We start from the raw sequence: 15,012 nt of genomic DNA, 5'->3' as shown, positions 1-15,012 counted from the left end.
CCGCCCCCACCGAGCCCCCGCCCATGCCCGCACAGCTGCTTTCCCGCCGCGTCGATTCGACGCTGGTACTGACCATCTCGAACCCCGAGGCGCGCAACGCGCTGCACCCGGACATCTACGCGGCCTCGCAGCAGGCGCTGGCACAGGCCGCGGCGGATGACTCGCTGCGCGCGGTCATCATCACCGGCGCCGACGGCATCTTCTGCGCCGGTGGCAACCTGAACCGGCTGCTCGGCAACCGCAGCCAGCTGCCCGAAGTGCAGGCCGCCAGCATCGCGCTGCTGAACGGCTGGATCGAGTCGCTGCATGCCTTTCCCAAGCCGATCATCGCGGCGGTGGAAGGCGCGGCCGCGGGCGCGGGCTTCTCGGTGGTGCTGGCGTGCGACTTCGTGGTGGCGGCCAGCGATGCCAAGTTCGTGATGGCCTACGTCTCGGTGGGCCTGACGCCCGACGGCGGCGGCTCCTACGAGCTCGCGCGCGCCCTGCCGCGGCCGCTGGCGAGCGAGCTGATGATGGAAGGCAAGCCGGTCGACGCCGCCCGGCTGGCGCAGTTCGGGCTGGTCAACCGCGTCACCGAGCCGGGCCAGGCACTGGACGAAGCGCTGCGCCTGGCATCGGGCCTGGCGCGGCAATCGCCGCACGCGGTGGGCCGCATCAAGGCGCTGATCAACCACGCCGCCACCGCGTCGCGCGCCGAGCACCTGCTGGCCGAGCGCGACAGCTTCGTGGCCGCGCTGCACCACCCCGACGGCGGCGAAGGCATCAGCGCCTTCCTGGAGAAGCGCAAGCCGCAATACCGCTGATCCGCACTGGCGGATCATCAGCACGGCAAGCCCGCGCAGAGGGGCATGCCGGCTCAATGCAAGGAGACCACGCATGGAATTGCCGCCGTCCTCGCGTCGCCGCATCTACCTGATGCGGCATGGTGCCGTGTCTTACTTCGACGACGCCGGCCGCCGCACCGCCCTGCCCGAGCTGGTGCCGCTGAACGAGACCGGCCGCATGCAGGCCAGCGCCGCCGGCCGCGCCTTTGCCGCGGAACAGATCCGCTTCGACCGGGTCATCGTCAGCGGGCTGCCGCGCACGGTCGAGACCGCGCAGCGCGTGCTGGCCGAGCTGCCGGAGATGGACGGCATCGCCCCCGAAATCTGGCCGGAACTGCAGGAAATCCGCGGCGGCGACCTGTCCGCGATCGCCGGCGAGGACCTGCGCGACGCCTTCGTCGGCGCCTTCGAAGGCGAGGTGCCGGAACACAAGCGCTTCCTCAACGGCGAAACCATCGGTGCCTTCCTGGACCGGGTGCTGCCCGCGCTGGCGCGCCTGCGCGACGACCCCGACTGGGATACGGTGCTGATGGTGCTGCATGGCGGCACCAACCGCGCCATCCTGTCGCAGGCGATCACCTGCGGGCGGCGCGTGTTCTTCGGCTCGCTGCTGCAGACCGCAGGCTGCATCAATGTGCTCGACATGGGCGACGGCCCGCTCGACTGGGTGGTGCGCATGACCAACTACTCGCCGCCGACGCCCGTGCACAGCGGCTCGCGCCATACCACCATGGAAGTGCTGCTGCACCAGTATTTGCGCGGACGACAGCCGACCGGCTGAGGTTGCCCGCCCGCGATCCCCTCATCGAACCCGAACAGAAACCAACGGAGACAGCATGACCAGCAACGTATCGCACTTCGAAGGCACGCGCCCGGTGGCCGACCAGCAGCGTTTCGACACCGCCGCGCTGGAAGCCTGGATGCGCCAGCACGTGGAGGGCTTTGCCGGCCCGCTGACCGTGGAGCAGTTCAAGGGCGGCCAGTCCAACCCGACCTTCAAGCTGGTCACGCCGGGACAGACCTACGTGATGCGCGCCAAGCCCGGCCCCAAGAGCAAGCTGCTGCCGTCGGCGCACGCGATCGAGCGCGAGTACCGCGTGATGGCCGCGCTGGCCGGCAGCGATGTGCCGGTGGCGCGCATGTACGCGCTGTGCGAGGACGAATCCGTGATCGGGCGCGCCTTCTACATCATGGAATTCGTCGCCGGCCGCGTGCTGTGGGACCAGTCGCTGCCGGGCATGGGCACGGCCGAGCGCAGCGCCATCTACGACGAGATGAACCGCGTCATCGCCGCGCTGCACTCGGTCGACTACAACGCCATCGGCCTGGGCGACTATGGCAAGCCCGGCAACTACTTCCAGCGCCAGATCGAACGCTGGACCAAGCAGTACAAGCTGTCCGAGACCGAGTCGATCCCGGCCATGGACGCGCTGATGGACTGGCTGCCGCAGCACATCCCGCAGGAAGACGCCGACCTGACTTCGATCGTGCATGGCGACTACCGGCTCGACAACCTGATGTTCCACCCGACCGAGCCGCGCGTGCTGGCGGTGCTGGACTGGGAGCTGTCCACGCTGGGCCACCCGATGGCCGACTTCAGCTACCACTGCATGAGCTGGCATATCGCCCCGGGTCAGTTCCGCGGCATCGCCGGCCTCGACTTCGCCGGGCTCGGCATCCCCGACGAAGCCAGCTACCGCCGCCTGTACGAGCAGCGCACCGGCCGCCCTATCACCGGCGACTGGAACTTCTACCTGGCCTTCAGCATGTTCCGCATCGCCGGCATCCTGCAGGGCATCATGAAGCGCGTGGTCGACGGCACCGCCTCGTCGGCGCAGGCCACCGACGCCGGCAAGCGCGCGCGGCCGATGGCCGAGATGGGGTGGGAGTATGCGAAGAAGGCGAAGGGCTGAGGGCTGAGCGACCCCATCGCCACGCCCCTGCAAGCCTGAGGGCTTGCAGGGCGTTTTCTTGTCGGCGCAGCAAAGCCGGCATAATCGCCAGAATCTACTGAAACAGCGAAAGCGCAGGATGTTCTGGCTTTACTACTTGCTCCCGGCCGCCATCGCAGCGGCGATGGTTTGGTCAGACTATGGCGCTCTCGCCGGCTTGGCCGCGCTGATCGTGGTACCGGCCCTGCAGTCAGCCTTGCTGTTCTGGGTTTCGGATCGCGTGACCGGCATGTTCGCTACTGTTCCCGCTGAAGAGACACCACGCCCACGGCCTGAAGTGCCACTCGAGGTCGGAGAGAAGGCGCGCTTCAAGCGGCTGATGCTGACGGATGAGGCCGAAGGCCGTTGCGAAGCCACCCGCCGCTTCTATGAAGACCTGATGGCGACGATAGACAAATACGTTGAAGTCGAGTCAGGCAGCGAGGGTTCCGGTGCCGCGATGGTTTCCAGCATGGAACTGGCCGACCAGCAGGAGGCGGCAACGCATGCGGATGATGCGCTCGTGGTGTTCCGCTCGCGTGACCTCGCCTGGTCCGGATTCCGGTTTGGCAACGACAGTTTCCGCTTCCGCTACTGGATAATCTCTGCAGTGTGCTTCACCGACTTCCTTCCGGCCAAGGGCAGCGGCTACTACGAGGTGGCGCTCGAGTTCAAGGTTTCTGCGAGGGACCGGCCGCCGGGCGCGAACGCCGAACTCTATCGGTCGAGCCGGTTCGAGTTGTTGCTCAGGCGTTCAGACTCGCGCTCAGAGGCCATCGCTGCAGCGCTGACAGAGATCGCCCGAGTTCTCGGCGCGCGGTACGAATACCAGAGCTATATGGACGCATAGCCGGGAATGGTCCGATCCGGACGGTGACGACCGGACCGACGCCATCCAGGATTTCGTCCTGGTGACGTCGTGCGCCAGCGGGCCTCGCTCAATCCCCCAACGCCACCCCCTCACGCCGCGGATCCGCCCCCCCGGCCCACACCATCTTCCCATCCGGCCCCTGGCGGCGCACGATGGCCTGCGTGCCGCTGGTCATCTCGATCGCCGTCACCTGGTGGCCGCGCGCCTGCAGGGCCTGCACCAGCCCCGGCGACACCAGCCCCTGCTCGACTTCGGTCGGGCCGTTGCGGCTGCCGAAGTTGCCCATGCCGATCGCCGCCTGCGGGTCCAGGTTCCAGTCGAGCATGCCGACCAGCGCCTTGGATACGTACTCGATGATCTGCGAGCCGCCCGGCGATCCGACGGTTGCCAGCAGCTGGCCGCTCTCGCGGTCGAACACCAGCGTCGGCGCCATCGATGAGCGCGGGCGCTTGCCCGGCTGCACGCGGTTGGCCACCGGCTTGCCGTTTTCGCTCGGCACGAAGGAGAAATCAGTGAGCTGGTTGTTGAGCATGAAACCGCGCACCATCAGATGCGAACCGAAGTACGACTCGATCGTGGTGGTCATCGAGATGGCGCCGCCGCGGTCGTCGACCGCGACGATCTGCGAGGTCGAAACGCGCGGCGGCGAGCGGTCCGGCGCGTAGGCCACCGTGGCCCCGGGCGGCGTGCCGGGCTGGGCCTTGCCCATGCTCTGCTCGCCGATCAGCTCGGCGCGCGCGGCAAGGTAGGACGGGTTGACCATGCCGCTGACGTCGACCGGAACGAAATCCGCATCGGCGACGTACAGGCCGCGGTCGGCGTAGGCCAGGCGGTCGGCCTCTGCAATCGCATGGACGGCATCGGGGTGGGCTTCCAGCTGCGCCGGCGTGTTCACTGCCTGCGGCTTGAGTGCCGCGAGTGCGTATTTGGGATTTTTGGTTTCCAGCGCCTGGAGCGTACCGAGGATCTGCGCGATGGCGATGCCGCCCGACGACGGCGGCGGCATGCCGCAGACCTTGTAGCGCTTGTAGTCGGTGCACACCGGCACGCGCTGCTTGGCGCGGTAGCTGCCCAGGTCGGCCAGCGACAGCGAGCCGGGATTGCTGCCGTTGTTGACCTTGGCCACGATGTCGCGCGCGATCGGGCCGCCATAGAGCACACCCGCGCCGCGCCGGGCAATGTCGCGCAGCGTCTGCGCCAGCTTAGGGTTCTTCAGCACCGTGCCGGCCGGCTTGGGCTTGCCCTGGGCATCGAGGAAGTACGCCGCCATCTCCGGCGAATTGGCCAGGAACTTGTCGGCCGCCACCTGCGTGTAGAGTCGCTGCGAGATCGGGAAGCCCTTCTCCGCCAGGTCGATGGCGGGCTGGAACAGCCTGGCCCAGGGCAGGCGGCCGTGCTTGCGGTGGACCATCTCCAGCGCGCGCATCACGCCCGGCGTGCCGACCGAGCGCCCGCCGATCTGGGCCTCGCTGAACGGCATCGGCTTGCCGTCCGGGCGCATGAACAGGTTTTCGGTGGCGCCGGCGGGCGCGGTCTCGCGGCCATCGAAGGCCTGCACGTTCTTGCCGTCCCAGTACATGATGAAGGCGCCGCCGCCGATGCCGGTGGCCTGCGGCTCGACCAGTGTCAGCACCGCCTGCATGGCGATGGCGGCGTCGATGGCCGAGCCGCCCTGGCGCAGCATGGCGCGGCCGGCCTCGGTGGCGAGCGGATTGGCCGCGGCTGCCATATGGCGCTGCGCGTAAACGGTCGCCATGCCGGGGCGGTAGCCTGACGCTACTTCCGGCGCAGGTGGCATCACCGCAGGCGGCGTCGCTGCTGCCGGCTGCGTGGAGGCGGACGGGGTGGCCGGGGTGGCCGTGCTTCCGCCCGGGGTAGCGCAGGCACCGAGCAGCGCCGACAGGGCCAGCGCCAGCGCGCCGCGCCAAGCCATCGAAGTGAGGTCAGGGTGAGCCATGCGAGATCTCCGGCAGAAGGATCCAACGATTGTAGTGGCGATCGGGGCATCCCGCGAGGATGGAAGGCCACCCCCGTATCGGACAGCCGGCGGCAAAGAAAATATTTCGCCCGCCTCAACCCCGCCGGGCCGCGTGGCCCGTTACATCGACAGGCCGTCACGCCGGCGCCCTGCCCGCGGCCTTCCAGGAGAACAACATGCAACCACGCGCACCGGTCTTCCTTTCCAGCCTTGCCGCCGCGCTGGCGCTTGCGCTGGCCGCATGCGGCGGCCCGTCGCGGCCGCTGCCCGAGCAGACTTCCCCGCCGGTGTCCCCGGCGATGGCCCCGGCTCCGCGCCCCGACCACGCCGCCAGGGCAGCGCAGTCCAAATCCGTCGCGGAAACGCACAGCATCGAACCGCACGCCACACTGGCAATGCCGCACCCTTACCCGTTGCCGGCACCCGCGCCGGAGGAGCGCGAACGCTACGGCGCCATCGACGAGAACGGTGTCCGGCTGGTGGCACAGGCACCGGTCTCCACCTTCAGCATCGACGTCGATACCGGCAGCTACAGCAACGTGCGGCGCCTGCTCAATGCCGGCCACGTGCCGCCGGCCGATGCGGTGCGCGTGGAAGAACTGCTGAACTACTTCCCCTACGACTACGCCCAGCCCGCCGATGGCCGACCCTTCGCCGTGCACACCGCGCTGGCGCCGGCGCCCTGGCACCCGTCCAATGTGCTGCTGCGCATCGGCATCAAGGGCAAGGATGTGGCCAGCGGCGCGCTGCCCGCCGCCAACCTGGTGTTCCTGGTCGACGTGTCGGGCTCGATGAACGCGCCGGACAAGCTGCCGCTGCTGAAGTCCTCGCTCAAGCTGCTGGTGAACCAGCTGCGCGCGCAGGACCGCATCACGCTGGTCACCTACGCCGGCAGCACGCGCGTGGCGTTGCCGCCCACGCCGGGCAGCGACAAGGCCGTTATCGTCGCCGCCATCGACCAGCTGGTGGCGGGCGGCAGCACCGCCGGCGCCAGCGGCATTGCGCTGGCCTACCAGGCCGCGCAGCAGAGCTACATCGCCGGCGGCATCAACCGCGTGCTGCTGGCCACCGACGGCGACTTCAACGTGGGCGTGACCGACTTTCGCCAGCTCAAGAGCATGGTCGAGGACAAGCGCAAGTCGGGGGTGTCGCTGTCGACGCTGGGCTTCGGCACCGGCAACTACAACGAGCAGCTGATGGAGCAGCTGGCCGATGCCGGCGACGGCGCGTACTCCTATATCGACAACCTGATGGAAGGCAACAAGGTGCTGGTCAGCGAGATCAGCTCGACGCTGGCGACGATTGCGCGCGACGTGAAGATCCAGGTCGAGTTCAACCCGGCCACGGTGACCGAGTACCGGCTGATCGGCTATGAGAACCGCATGCTGGCGCGCGAGGATTTCAACAACGACAAGGTCGATGCCGGCGATATCGGCGCGGGCCATACCGTGACCGCGCTGTATGAACTGACGCTGGCGGGGCAGCCCGGGCTGGTCGACCCGCTGCGCTACCAGCGCGCGGCGCCGGCGCCGGGGCGCGATGGCGAGCTGGCGCATGTGCGGCTGCGCTACAAGCTGCCGGCGGCCAGCACCAGCCAGTCGCTCGATGTCACCGTGGCGCGGCAGGCGCTGCGCCCGCTGGCACAGGGGGACGTCGACTTCCGCTTTGCCGCGGCGGTGGCCGGGTTCGGCCAGGTGCTGCGCGGCGGCAAGTTCACCGGTGACTGGCGCTACGCCGACGCGCGCGCACTGGCGCAAGGCGCGCGCGGCGCCGACCGCTTCGGCTACCGCGGCGAGTTCGTCAAGCTGGTGGACCTGGCCCAGAGCCTGGCCACCGCAACGCCGGCCGCCTCTCATGGCGGCGCACCGGCCGGGCATGCGACGCGCTGAGCCGCACCGCGGCGCGCGGCCGGCGCAGGGAGGCGCGGACTGTCGCGCCGGCCGGCGCTCTCCTATACTCGGGCGCATGCAGGCCTCCGCTCCATCCTCTGCTCCCGCCGACGCGCTGCGCACGCTGGCGGACCACGACCTGATGCTGCTGGTCGCCGGCGGCATCATCGAGCAGCCGGTCACCGAGCTGTTCCGCCGGCATAACGCCGGCCTCTACAACTACCTGGCCTGGCTGTGCCAGGGCGATACCGGCGAAGCCGAGGACCTCGCGCAGAAGACCTGGGTCAAGCTGATGACCCGCTGCGGCGACTACCAGCCGAGCGCGGCGTTCCGCACCTTCCTGTTCCAGATCGCGCGCAATGCGTGGCTAGACCAGGTGCGCAGCGCCGATGCGCGCCAGCGCGACGTGCTGGACGAACACCTGCCCGAGCTGCCCGCCGACGACCTGTCGCCGGAAGCCGAACTGCAGTTGCGCCAGCACGCGCACCATGTCCACCGCGCGCTGCTGCAGCTGCCGGTCATGCAGCGCGAAGTCGTGGTGCTGCGCTTCTTCAGCAATATGAGCGTCGAAGAGATTGCCGCGATGCTGGGCGAGAAGTTCGAGACCGTGAAGAGCCGGCTGCGCTATGCGTTCGCGCGCCTGCGCGCGGACCTGGCCGGCAGCGTGCCGGAGTCGTGGCCATGAGCGCGGGCAACGCCGCCTCGCACGCTGCCGACCGTTTCATCGCGGGCGAGGACCGGCTCGCGGCTCTGTTGAAAGCGCTGCCGGCCTACCCGGTGCCGGCCACGCTGGAAGCCTCGGTGCTTGCCGCCGCGCGCGCCGCGCAGCAGGACGCCGCGCGCCAACAGCGCGGTGCCGAAGCCCTGCCCTTTGCCGCGCCGCCGGCGCTGGCCGCGGCCGTGCTGGAAGAAGCTGCGCGCGTGCAAGCGGCCCAGGCGGCGCGGCGCGATGCGGTGCTGGCCCGAGTCGCCGCCGGCGCGGCGGCGGAGGACGTGCTCGGCGTGCGGCTCGGTCCGGATGCGGCGGCGTGGCTGCGGGCGCAGGCTGCTGATTCGACACGAAACGCCGCGCCACCCTCCACGATGGAGTCGTCCACGCATGCCGCGCGTGCGCGCCGGTGGTGGCGTTCGCTCGGACTGGTCGCCGGCGTCGCGGCGGTGGCCGGGCTGACCACCAGCATCGTGCTGCGGCAGATCGACGATGGCGCGCTGATGCCGGTGGGGACGGCCGAGATGGCGGCGACCGAGATGGCTGCGCCTGCGCCTGCGCCTGCGGTGTCGACTGCACCATCGCCGCCCTTGCCGGAAACCGCCACCGGCGCGCCTTCCCCCAGACCCGCACCGCCAGCCGCCAAGGCGGCTCCGCCTGCGGCACGCCCGGCACCCGGCACCGGGGCGACCCGAAGCGTTCCGCGCGAACCCGCGCTCGACAGCCAGGCCCCGGCACAAGCGAGCCCGGCCGCGCCGGCGATCGCTGCCGTGCCGCAAGCGCCCGCTGACGTAGCCATCGCCGAAGCCGCGCCATCGGCGCCTGCCGCACCGTCCGCCTATGCACGCAAGGCCGCCCCCGCCGCGATGGCTGCGCGCGCACCGGCGGCGGCGTCCGCCCTGACCGTCTCGACCCAGGACGATCCCGCAGCCATCGCGGCGCGCCTGGGCACGGCAGCGCCGCTCAGGCTGTGGGCAGCCGAGCCCGACCATGTCGAGATCCGGGAATGGGCGCAACGGCTGTGGCAGGCGATGCCGGCGGGACAGCGCCCGCCCGTGCCGGTTGCGGTGCAGGCCGATGCCACGCTGGCGCCTGGCCAGGTACGCATCGAGCTGCGTGGAGAGGTGCCGCCGGGCGCGCCGCAGTGAGCGCGCCCCGGCGCGATGGTCAGCGCGTGGTGAACGACCAGCTCAGGTCCACCGGCTGTGCGCCGAGCCGGCCCGTGACCCGCACGGTATAGCGCTGCTGGCTGGCCAGCGGCGCCACCGGCGTGCACACCGCCAGGCCGCGCGCCGCGCTGCTCAGGCCCGCGGCACGGCTGTCGACCTTGATGCAGTCGACGTTGGCGCCTTGCGCATCGGTGATGACGAAGTTGTCGGCATCGAACTGCAGCGAGGCATTGATCGCCTGCAGCGACACCGGGTAGCCCATGGTGCGGTTTTCATAGCCCGGCGCCGGATTGGGGCTTTCGGTGTTGACCCAGTTCACCGGCACGTCGCTCTGGCCGTCGAACGGATAGGCCACCATCTGGTTGTCGTTGCCGCCCTTGACCCGGTCGGCGAGGTCGACGGTCTGGTAGTAGCTGGCCGAGGTGCCGCTGCCGTTGGCGCCCACGCGCTCGGCAAAGCCGCTGCCGGCCGAGCCATAGCTGCCCAGCAGCGCGGCGCGGTGGAACGGCGCGTCGACCAGGTCAGAGACCAGCGCGTCCTTGGGCGACATCGACAGCTGCGCATTGGCCACCGAGGTCCAGCGGTTGGCGCCGGCCACCACTTCGGCGGTGGCATCGGTCGGATAGGCGGCCTGGATGCGCTCGTGGGCGGTGGCGCCGGTGTAGCCCGGATTGCCGCTGCTTTCGTCGTGCGTCAGCGTGGCGTTGGCCAGCATGTAGTCGGTATGCGCCTGCGCGGCGGCATTGAGCGGGTCGCGCGCCGCCAGCGGGGCCAGTCCCACCTGCTCGCGGCGATAGTTGGCGTAGCACAGGCCGGCGCTGCGCGGCTCGTCCAGCACGCGGTAGTTGCTGACCGCGCCGCCGCGCGCCGGCAGCAGCGAGATGCCGCTGCCCGGCGCGCCAGCGGGCGCCGCACCGCTGACGGTGTAGCAGGCGCCAACGGTAATGGTGGTGGCGCCGTTCGGGGATGTCGGCGAGGTGGACCCGGCCTGGCCGCCGCCCGGCGCGCTGGTTTGCCCGCCGGCCGGGGCCGATGCGCCGGGCGCGGCACTGGCGGTCGTGCCACCGTCGCCGCCATCGCCGCCGCCGCAGGCGGCCAGCGCCAGCGCCGCGGCGGTACAGAGCGTGGTCAGGGCCAGCGTGGTGTGCCGCGCGCGGCGCGGCGGCATGGAAGGGCAATCGACAGGCAAGCGTTTCCCAAGCATCGGTCTGAGTCGTCGTGGTGGAGTTCGGCGAAGGTGTCTGCCCGGGGGATCCGCGAGCGCGGACAGCCGGCGCGACAAACCAATCGCGGCACCGTGCAGGACGGGCGCATTGTGGCTCTGCCGGGGGCAGAAGGACCGCACGATGGTATGGGCCGTGACCGCGAGGGTCTAGCCCGCGAACAATTGCTTACGTGTGACCCGCGCGCGCCGCACCTGAGCGAGATTCAGGCCCCACGGCGTGCATTGAGCGCCGTCACCCCGCCGCGGCCACATCGGCCATGCCGCTGCCGAGCGAGGCCATCACCGCCATCAGCTGCTCGCGCAGCCAGCGGTTGGCACCGTCGTTCTCGCCGCCCGCGTGCCAGTAGAGGTGCAGCTCCAGCGACGGTACCTTGAACGGCAGCGACAGCAGCCGGTTGGCATAGGGCTCGTTGGCGATGCGCGCGTAGCGCAGCGGCAGCGTGGCCAGCAGGTCGGTGCAGCTGACCACGCGGCACGCCGCGGCGTAATGCTGGCAGCGCAGCCGCACCCGCCGCGTCAGGCCCATCCTGTGCAAGGCCTGGTCTTCGAGTCCGGCGCCGCGGCGGCGCGACGACACGTGGACGTGCTCGGCCGCCAGGTAACGCTCCAGCGTCAGCTCTTTCTTCACCAGCGGATGGTCGCGCCGCGCCAGCACCACCATCGGGTCGGCCATGAACGGCGCATGATGGATCGCCGGCGACACCGGCAGCAGGATGTCGAGCGCGGCATCGAGCGTGCCGGCCAGCAACTCCGATTCCATCTCGCGCCGGTCGAAGCGGATCGCGGCAATCTCCACCTGCGGCGCCATCGCCGTGACGCGGCTCATCAGCGGCGGCAGCAGCGTCGACTCGAGCGCGTCGCGCATGCCGATGGTGAAGCGGCGCACGGTGTTGGTGGGATCGAAATGCGGCGTGTCCTGCAGCGTGCGCGCAAACGACTGCAGCGCGCTGCGCACCTCGGCCGCCAGCGAACGGGCCAGCGGCGTGGGCGCCATGCCCTGCCCGCGCCGCTCGAACAGCGGATCGTCGAACAGTGTGCGCAGCCGTCCCAGCGCGTGGCTCACCGCGGGCTGCGTCAGGTTGAGCTGGCGCGCGGCCGCGGTGATGCTGCCTTCGCTGTAGATGGCGTCGAACACGACGAAAAGGTTGAGGTCGATGCGGGAGAGCTGCATGCTGTTGATTCTGGCACGGAATGCAGGGAATTGATACTGGCAAATCCAGAAAATTCATTTTTCTAATTACCGGCTTTCAGATAGAGTGCATTCCATCGGCAAGGGCAGTCACCCCGAGAGCCCCAAGACCCAGCCAACCGGCGCCGGCGGCCGCCCGCGCCCCCCGATTCCGTAGCGAGGAGACCACATGGATTTCGAATACAGCCCGAAGGTCAAGGAGATGCAGGCCAAGCTGCTGGCCTTCTTCGACCAGCACATCTATCCGAACGAAAAGCGCTTCGCCGAGGAGATCGACGCCAACCGCCGCGCCGGCAATGCCTGGATCCCAACCAGGGTGATCGAGGAACTGAAGCCGCTGGCGCGCGAAGCCGGCCTGTGGAACCTGTTCCTGCCGCGCTCGCCGCGCGCGCCGCAGGGCCTGTCGAACCTGGAATACGCCACGCTGTGCGAGATCATGGGCCGCGTGCCCTGGTCGGCCGAGGTGTTCAACTGCGCGGCCCCGGACACCGGCAACATGGAGACGCTGGAGCGCTACGCGTCGGAAGAACTGAAGGACCAGTGGCTCGAGCCGCTGCTGGCCGGCGAGATCCGCTCGGCCTTCCTGATGACCGAGCCGGCAGTGGCCTCGTCGGACGCGACCAATATCGAATGCCGCATCGAGCGCGATGGCGACCACTACGTGATCAACGGCACCAAGTGGTGGTCGTCGGGTGCCGGCGACCCGCGCTGCAAGGTCTACATCGTGATGGGCAAGACCGATCCCGAGGCCGGCCGCCATGAGCAGCAGTCGATGATCGTGGTGCCGGCCGATACCCCGGGCATCACCATCAAGCGCTTCCTGCCGGTGTTCGGCTACGACGACGCGCCGCACGGCCATATGGAGATCGAGCTGAAGAACGTGCGCGTGCCGGCGTCGAACATCCTGCTGGGCGAAGGCCGCGGCTTCGAGATCGCGCAGGGCCGCCTCGGGCCGGGCCGCATCCACCACTGCATGCGCAGCATCGGCGTGGCCGAGCGCGCGCTGGAACTGCTGTGCAAGCGCGCGCTGTCGCGGGTGGCGTTCGGCAAGCCGGTGTCGGCCCAGGGCGTGACCCAGGAGCGCATCGCCGAAGCCCGTTGCGAGATCGAGATGGCGCGCCTGCTGACGCTGAAGGCCGCGTACATGATGGACACGGTCGGCAACAAGGTGGCCAAGGCCGAGATCGCCATGATCAAGGTGGTGGCCCCCAACGTGGCGCTGAAGGTGATCGACTGGGCCATCCAGGTCCACGGCGCCGCCGGCGTTTCCAGCGACTTCCCGCTGGCCAGCTGGTGGGCGCACCAGCGCACGCTGCGCCTGGCCGACGGTCCGGACGAGGTGCACCGCAACGCCATCGCCAAGCTGGAACTGGCCAAGCACATGAACGTCAATCCGGACACCATCAAGATGCCGGTGGCGCGCGGCTTCTGAGCGCACTGGATTGCCCGGGAGCGCTGGCGGGGCCCGCCCCTGCCGGCATTGTGGAAAACGCGCAGCCTGCCTGCGCGTTTTTTTCTTCTGTGCTTAAATCGCGCGGTTCGCCACGTCGGTGGTCGATGTGGCCGTTCCCATGAATGCAGCCAGGAGATCCCTGCAATGATCGACGTCTACACCTGGGCCACGCCCAATGGCCACAAAGTCCACATCATGCTGGAGGAGTGCGGACTGGAGTACCGGGTCCATCCGATCAACATCGGCGCCGGCGACCAGTTCGGCGCGGACTTCCTGAAGATCAGCCCCAACAACAAGATTCCCGCCATCGTCGACCCGGACGGCCCCGACGGCAAGCCGATCTCGCTGTTCGAATCGGGCGCGATCCTGCTCTACCTGGCGGGCAAGACCGGCAAGTTCCTGCCCGAGGACGTGCGCGGCAAGTACGAGACGCTGCAGTGGCTGATGTTCCAGATGGGCGGCGTGGGCCCGATGCTGGGCCAGGCGCACCACTTCCGCATCTACGCGCCCGAGCAGATCGAGTACGCGGTCAACCGCTATACCAACGAAGCCAGGCGCCTGTACGGCGTGATCGACACGCAGCTGTCGAAGCACGAATGGCTGGCCGGCGACCAGTACACCATCGCCGACATCGCCACCTTTCCGTGGCTGCGCAGCTGGCAGAACCAGGGCGTGGACCTGGACGACTACCCGCACCTGAAGCGCTGGTTCAACCAGATCGCCGAGCGCCCCGCGGTCAAGCGCGGCGTCGAGGTGCTGGCCAGCGCGCGCAAGGCGCTGCAGGACGACAAGGCGCGCGAAGTGCTGTTCGGCGCCACGCAGTACAAGCGCCACTGAAGGGCGCGCGGCCATCACGCGAGCGCCGGCGCGGCGCGCGCCACGGCGTGGCCGTCCGCGCGCCGGCCGCCGCGTGCGCCCACGCCATCGTGCGGGGCATCGCCCGCGCCGAAGCAGCACAGCAGGCCGGCGCCCGGCACCAGCACGTCGAGCCGGCATGACTCGTGCGCGTCCGGCGCATAGAGCGCGCCGGGCTGCAGGAAGGCCATGTCACCGCCGCTGCGCACCCGGGCGCCATGCCAGTGCAGCGCAAGCGCGCCCCGGTAACACAGCGCCCAGCGCAATCCGCGCGCCCGCAGGTGCCGGCCCCAGTCATCCACCGAGCCATCCAGCTGGACAAACTCCGGGCGCATAGCCGGCTGCGCCTGCCAGCCATCCGCCTCCGGCACCTCCGCCAGCGCCGGCGGGGCGGCCACGCCATCGGCATCGACCCCGGCACCGACCGAAGCAAGGGCGCCCAGCGCGCACTGCCACGCGCCCGCGGGCATGGCCACGGGGCGCGAAGCCTCGGCCTGGCCTTGCGGCACCGCGCGCACCAGGATGGTATCGGCGACCGCCTGCACCTGCATCGGCACGCCCGGCGCGGGTGCGAACAGCTCGCCCCCTCCCACCAGCAAGCTGCCGCGGCCGGGCGAAGCCAGCCGCAGGCCACCGCGCAGGCAACCCCACCATTCATGGCAATCCGCTGAAAATTCGGGCTGGCGCTCGCCGGCGCAGAGAAAGATGTAGTCGCAGGTGCAGCCGAGACCGGCTGCGGCGGCAAGCAGGCGTGGCTGGAATCCGGGAAGGAAATCCGACGGCGCGCGGCGGTCGGCATCGACGGCGCGCATGCGCGCCTCGAACAGCGTGAAGATCTGCATGGCAATCCCCCTGCAGGGCGACAGGCGCGCTGCGCCCGTCCGCGCAGCCGGCGCACGCGTGGCGGCGTGACACCCGG

The 15,012-nt window shown here is 69.8% G+C and carries 13 protein-coding genes; 9 read left to right on the top strand and 4 right to left on the bottom strand.

The genetic code is table 11. The features are described 5' to 3' along the window. The first annotated feature begins 23 nt into the window (after positions 1 to 23). The 4 genes from A3AG_RS0111235 to A3AG_RS0111220 all read left to right on the top strand — a co-directional run bounded on the left by A3AG_RS0111235 (position 24) and on the right by A3AG_RS0111220 (position 3,605). The gene (locus A3AG_RS0111235) at positions 24 to 803 is read left to right on the top strand and encodes an oxepin-CoA hydrolase, alternative type (protein ID WP_018005490.1); all 780 of its coding nucleotides are present in this window, start codon (positions 24 to 26) and stop codon (positions 801 to 803) included. A 73-nt stretch (positions 804 to 876) separates the two neighbouring features. Further along, complete coding sequence (locus A3AG_RS0111230; protein WP_018005489.1) at positions 877 to 1,605, top strand: histidine phosphatase family protein; 729 nt, start codon at positions 877 to 879, stop codon at positions 1,603 to 1,605. 55 nt (positions 1,606 to 1,660) lie between these two features. Further along, entirely contained in the window at positions 1,661 to 2,737 is a 1,077-nt protein-coding gene (locus A3AG_RS0111225) for a phosphotransferase (RefSeq protein WP_018005488.1), read from the top strand. Positions 2,738 to 2,795: 58 nt separating this feature from the next. Next, the gene (locus A3AG_RS0111220) at positions 2,796 to 3,605 is read left to right on the top strand and encodes a hypothetical protein (RefSeq protein ID WP_240619825.1); all 810 of its coding nucleotides are present in this window, start codon (positions 2,796 to 2,798) and stop codon (positions 3,603 to 3,605) included. 88 nt (positions 3,606 to 3,693) lie between these two features. On the opposite strand, the gene ggt is transcribed toward A3AG_RS0111220, so the two are convergent. After that, positions 3,694 to 5,583, bottom strand: coding sequence for a gamma-glutamyltransferase (gene ggt, locus A3AG_RS0111215; protein ID WP_018005486.1), 1,890 nt, complete (start codon positions 5,581 to 5,583; stop codon positions 3,694 to 3,696). 197 nt (positions 5,584 to 5,780) lie between these two features. Between ggt and A3AG_RS0111210 the strand changes: the two genes are divergently transcribed. From A3AG_RS0111210 to A3AG_RS0111200, 3 genes are all read left to right on the top strand, one after another. Continuing rightward, a complete protein-coding gene (locus A3AG_RS0111210) occupies positions 5,781 to 7,493 on the top strand; it encodes a vWA domain-containing protein (protein ID WP_018005485.1) in 1,713 nt (570 codons plus the stop codon). A 76-nt stretch (positions 7,494 to 7,569) separates the two neighbouring features. Beyond that, complete coding sequence (locus A3AG_RS0111205) at positions 7,570 to 8,178, top strand: sigma-70 family RNA polymerase sigma factor (RefSeq protein ID WP_018005484.1); 609 nt, start codon at positions 7,570 to 7,572, stop codon at positions 8,176 to 8,178. Beyond that, a complete protein-coding gene (locus A3AG_RS0111200) occupies positions 8,175 to 9,350 on the top strand; it encodes a hypothetical protein (protein WP_018005483.1) in 1,176 nt (391 codons plus the stop codon). Before A3AG_RS0111205 ends, A3AG_RS0111200 begins: the two co-directional genes overlap by 4 nt. A 19-nt stretch (positions 9,351 to 9,369) precedes the next feature. Here A3AG_RS0111200 and A3AG_RS0111195 read toward each other — a convergent pair whose 3' ends face one another. Both A3AG_RS0111195 and A3AG_RS0111190 read right to left on the bottom strand, forming a co-directional pair. After that, entirely contained in the window at positions 9,370 to 10,539 is a 1,170-nt protein-coding gene (locus A3AG_RS0111195) for a CAP domain-containing protein (RefSeq protein ID WP_115678317.1), read from the bottom strand. Positions 10,540 to 10,828: 289 nt separating this feature from the next. Further along, the gene (locus tag A3AG_RS0111190; RefSeq protein WP_012352371.1) at positions 10,829 to 11,767 is read right to left on the bottom strand and encodes a LysR family transcriptional regulator; all 939 of its coding nucleotides are present in this window, start codon (positions 11,765 to 11,767) and stop codon (positions 10,829 to 10,831) included. A gap of 187 nt (positions 11,768 to 11,954) precedes the next feature. On the opposite strand from A3AG_RS0111190, the gene A3AG_RS0111185 reads away from it, so the two are divergent. Together A3AG_RS0111185 and A3AG_RS0111180 are read left to right on the top strand one after the other, a co-directional pair. After that, a complete protein-coding gene (locus tag A3AG_RS0111185) occupies positions 11,955 to 13,217 on the top strand; it encodes an acyl-CoA dehydrogenase family protein (RefSeq protein WP_012352370.1) in 1,263 nt (420 codons plus the stop codon). 165 nt (positions 13,218 to 13,382) lie between these two features. Beyond that, entirely contained in the window at positions 13,383 to 14,075 is a 693-nt protein-coding gene (locus A3AG_RS0111180) for a glutathione binding-like protein (protein ID WP_018005481.1), read from the top strand. Between the two features lie 14 nt (positions 14,076 to 14,089). Here the strand turns inward: A3AG_RS0111180 and A3AG_RS0111175 are convergent, their stop codons facing one another. Beyond that, on the bottom strand, positions 14,090 to 14,935 hold the full coding sequence (locus A3AG_RS0111175) for a hypothetical protein (RefSeq protein ID WP_018005480.1): 846 nt from the start codon (positions 14,933 to 14,935) through the stop codon (positions 14,090 to 14,092). Between the last annotated feature and the right edge of the window lie 77 nt (positions 14,936 to 15,012).

It is taken from the genome of Cupriavidus neocaledonicus (assembly GCF_000372525.1).
GTDB lineage: Bacteria > Pseudomonadota > Gammaproteobacteria > Burkholderiales > Burkholderiaceae > Cupriavidus > Cupriavidus neocaledonicus.
This window is presented reverse-complemented; position numbering and strand designations above follow the sequence as displayed.

Coding starts and splice junctions, on each gene's coding strand:
- A3AG_RS0111235 (WP_018005490.1), top strand. CDS start 24: ATGCCCGCACAGCTGCTTTCCCGCCGCGTCGATTCGACGCTGGTACTG.
- A3AG_RS0111230 (WP_018005489.1), top strand. CDS start 877: ATGGAATTGCCGCCGTCCTCGCGTCGCCGCATCTACCTGATGCGGCAT.
- A3AG_RS0111225 (WP_018005488.1), top strand. CDS start 1,661: ATGACCAGCAACGTATCGCACTTCGAAGGCACGCGCCCGGTGGCCGAC.
- ggt (WP_018005486.1), bottom strand. CDS start 5,583: ATGGCTCACCCTGACCTCACTTCGATGGCTTGGCGCGGCGCGCTGGCG.
- A3AG_RS0111210 (WP_018005485.1), top strand. CDS start 5,781: ATGCAACCACGCGCACCGGTCTTCCTTTCCAGCCTTGCCGCCGCGCTG.
- A3AG_RS0111205 (WP_018005484.1), top strand. CDS start 7,570: ATGCAGGCCTCCGCTCCATCCTCTGCTCCCGCCGACGCGCTGCGCACG.
- A3AG_RS0111200 (WP_018005483.1), top strand. CDS start 8,175: ATGAGCGCGGGCAACGCCGCCTCGCACGCTGCCGACCGTTTCATCGCG.
- A3AG_RS0111195 (WP_115678317.1), bottom strand. CDS start 10,539: ATGCCGCCGCGCCGCGCGCGGCACACCACGCTGGCCCTGACCACGCTC.
- A3AG_RS0111190 (WP_012352371.1), bottom strand. CDS start 11,767: ATGCAGCTCTCCCGCATCGACCTCAACCTTTTCGTCGTGTTCGACGCC.
- A3AG_RS0111185 (WP_012352370.1), top strand. CDS start 11,955: ATGGATTTCGAATACAGCCCGAAGGTCAAGGAGATGCAGGCCAAGCTG.
- A3AG_RS0111180 (WP_018005481.1), top strand. CDS start 13,383: ATGATCGACGTCTACACCTGGGCCACGCCCAATGGCCACAAAGTCCAC.
- A3AG_RS0111175 (WP_018005480.1), bottom strand. CDS start 14,935: ATGCAGATCTTCACGCTGTTCGAGGCGCGCATGCGCGCCGTCGATGCC.